This is a genomic window from Corallococcus sp. CA047B (assembly GCF_003612065.1).
Lineage (GTDB): Bacteria > Myxococcota > Myxococcia > Myxococcales > Myxococcaceae > Corallococcus > Corallococcus praedator.
Window position 1 is genome coordinate 1 of record NZ_RAWD01000561.1, and the last position, 2,847, is coordinate 2,847.

The following is a 2,847-nucleotide window of genomic DNA, read 5'->3' on the forward strand; positions in this document are numbered from 1 at the left end:
AAGCAGAACAACGTCCCGGACCTCAAGCAGTTCGAGCAGATGCTCGTGAACGAGGGCTACACGCTCGCCAGCTACAAGGACATGCTGCGCAAGCGCGTGATGCTGTCGGGCTTCACGTCGATGCTGTACCAGGTGACGTGGATCCGCCTGCTGTCCATCGTCCTGGGGGCCTCCACCTATGCCTTCACCCTCATCCTGACGGCGTTCATCCTGGGCATCGGCCTGGGCAGCTTCTGGCTGATGACGCGCAAGGAGGGCGGGGATTCGCTGAAGCTGTATGGCTGGACGCAGGTGGGGCTTGTGCTGAGCCTCTGCGTGGCGCTGCCGTTGTACGTGCGGCTGCCGCACCTGTTCCGCTGGTCGGAGTGGATGCTCACGCGCGCGGTGGAGACGTGGCCGATGTTCCAGGCCATCACCTTCGCGTTCTGCTGTCTGGTGCTGCTCATCCCCACGTTCATCATGGGCGCGGCCTTTCCGGCCGCCGCGCGGGTGGCCACGGCGAAGGTGTCCGAGGTGGGGCGCCAGTTGGGCGGCGTGTACCTGTGGAACACGCTGGGCACCATCTCCGGCGCGGTGCTGGGCGGCATGGTGCTGATGCCCTTCTGGGGCATGCAGGGCAACTTCGTCGCGGGCGCGGTGGCGAACCTGGTGGCCGCGGGGCTGGCGTTCGAGGCGAGCGCCCACCGGCCGGAAGGGGAGAGCGCGAAGGCGGTGCCCCTGTGGCGGACGCTGGCGCCCGTGGGCGTGGCGGCGGTGCTGGTGCTGGGCGTATTGGGCGGGATGTACGGCTGGCCGCAGACGCTGAGCGACATCTCCGCGATCCGCGTGAGCCGCAAGCCCCCGGAGAGCTACGCGACGCTGGTGGAGAGCACGCGCAAGCGGATCCGTCCCCTGTTCTACGCGGATGACACCTTCGCCACGGTGATGGTGGGCGAGGTGCCCAAGGACAACCTGCGGTTCATGAAGATCAACGGCAAGGTGGATGCCTCCAACGGGGGCGACATCGAGACGCAGGTGGTGGCGGGCCACCTGGGCGCGCTGCTCCAGCCGCGCGAGCCGCGCAACGTGCTCCTGGTGGGTTCGGGGGCGGCCATCACCGCGGGCAGCGTGCTGGCGCACCCGGTGGAGCGCCTGGACATGGTGGAGATCTCCCCGGCGGTCATCGAAGGGGCGCGCCTGTTCAAGGCGGACAACCGCAACGCGGTGGACGACCCGCGCACGCACGTCCACATCGACGATGCGAAGACGTTCATGGCGCTGGCGCCCATCAAGTACGACCTCATCGTCAGCGTGCCCTCCAACCCGTGGGTGGCGGGCGTGTCCGGCCTCTTCACGCGCGACTTCTTCCAGCTGGTGGACAAGCACCTGGCCGACGACGGCGTGCTGGTGCAGTGGATCCACACGTACGAGAGCAACCGGGAGCTGGTGCGGCTGGTGATGCGCACGCTGCGCGACACCTTCCCCCACGCCACCACCTGGCTGGGGCCGGAGGACCTGGTCATGGTGGCCAGCCGCAAGCCCCTGTCCTTCGACGCGGCGTCGGTGGCCGCGCGCATGGCCCGGCCCGAAGTGAAGGCGGACCTGGAGCGGGTGGACATCAAGGACCTGTTCGCGCTGCTGTCCAAGCAGGTGCACAGCGACGAAGGGCAGAAGGCGTTCGCGGGGGAGGGGCCCATCAACACGGATGACCACAACCTGCTGGAGTACGCCTCGCCGGTGGCCTTCTTCCTGTCGCAGACGGACGTGCGGGTGAAGGACGAGCGTCGGGCGCCGGACTCGGGCCCCGGGCTGCTGCTGCACGACTATGTGCGCGAGCACCCGCCCACGGCCGAGCAGGCCGCGTGGCTGTACCGCAACATCGAGCGGTATCACGCGGAGAAGGATCCGCTGGTGCGCGGCGTGGCGACGCTGTGGCGGACGTTGGCGCCGGAGGATCCGGCATCCGCGCTCGCGCTGGGCAAGACGCTGGTCGCGCAGGGCGAGTTGACGGTGGCGGCTACGTTGCTGGAGCCGGAGGTGGCGAAGGGAGGACGTTCGCCGGAGCTGACGACGGCCTACCTGAAGCTGGCGTCGGCCCGGGCCTGGGCGGCCCGGACGGTGTGGACGCCCCGGAGCGACGAGGTCGCCATCGCGCTGGCCCGGGAGGTGGTGCCTCGTCACCCGGAGGATGCGAAGCTCCAGTGGGCCTACAAGGAGTTCTGCGAAGCCATGCCCCCGTCCGCGTGTGATCCGAAGGCTTCGACACCGCCAACCGCGGCCCCCGGAGGGCCGTGAAACAGCGTTGCAAAGGCCTTGAGTGGTTCCATCTGGCTGGAATCACTGGATCCACCCCCCCATCCTCCCGATGACGGATGGAGGTGTGAGTGGGATCGTTCTACTGTCCGTTTCGACCCTGACGTTCGCAGGGTGAGTTTTTCACCGCTGCAAGACCCCTGGAGACCCCCATGAACACGCTCGCGAAGAAGCAGAAGATCCAGCTCCGTAAGTCCCGTGGTCAGGGCATGACCGAGTACATCATCATCGTCGCCCTGATCGCGATCGCGGCCATCGGCGTCATCACGCTCTTCGGCGACAACATCCGCAAGCTGTTCGGCGCGTCCGCCGCGGCCCTCGCGGGTAACGATGGGGTTGAGAACGACGGCCAGACGGCGTCGGACGACCTGAAGAAGAAGACGATGAAGAACTTCGGTCAGAACAACACCTACAACTGAGCCGCGCTCCGGCTTGCGCTGGGGGGCTTCGGCCGCCCTCGCGTCGGCCAGGTGCTTCTCATGAATGGCAGGTCCCTCCACTTGGAAGGGCCTGCCATTTTCATTTGCGGGGGGCGGCGCGGGGCCCCTCTGGGAG

Annotated in this window: 2 protein-coding genes; both read left to right on the top strand. The window is 67.7% G+C overall.

The genetic code is table 11. The annotated features are described in order from the left end of the window. Nucleotides 1–2,274, top strand: a 2,274-nt coding sequence (locus tag D7X74_RS45150; RefSeq protein WP_120538339.1) for a fused MFS/spermidine synthase, incomplete at its 5' end; no start/stop codon positions are given. Nucleotides 2,275–2,444: 170 nt separating this feature from the next. Beyond that, nucleotides 2,445–2,711, top strand: coding sequence for a hypothetical protein (locus tag D7X74_RS40945; protein ID WP_120538340.1), 267 nt, complete (start codon nt 2,445–2,447; stop codon nt 2,709–2,711). Nucleotides 2,712–2,847 lie beyond the last annotated feature (136 nt).

Bases quoted from the DNA above. Each gene is read 5' to 3' on its own strand.
- D7X74_RS40945 (WP_120538340.1), top strand. From the start codon at position 2,445: ATGAACACGCTCGCGAAGAAGCAGAAGATCCAGCTCCGTAAGTCCCGT.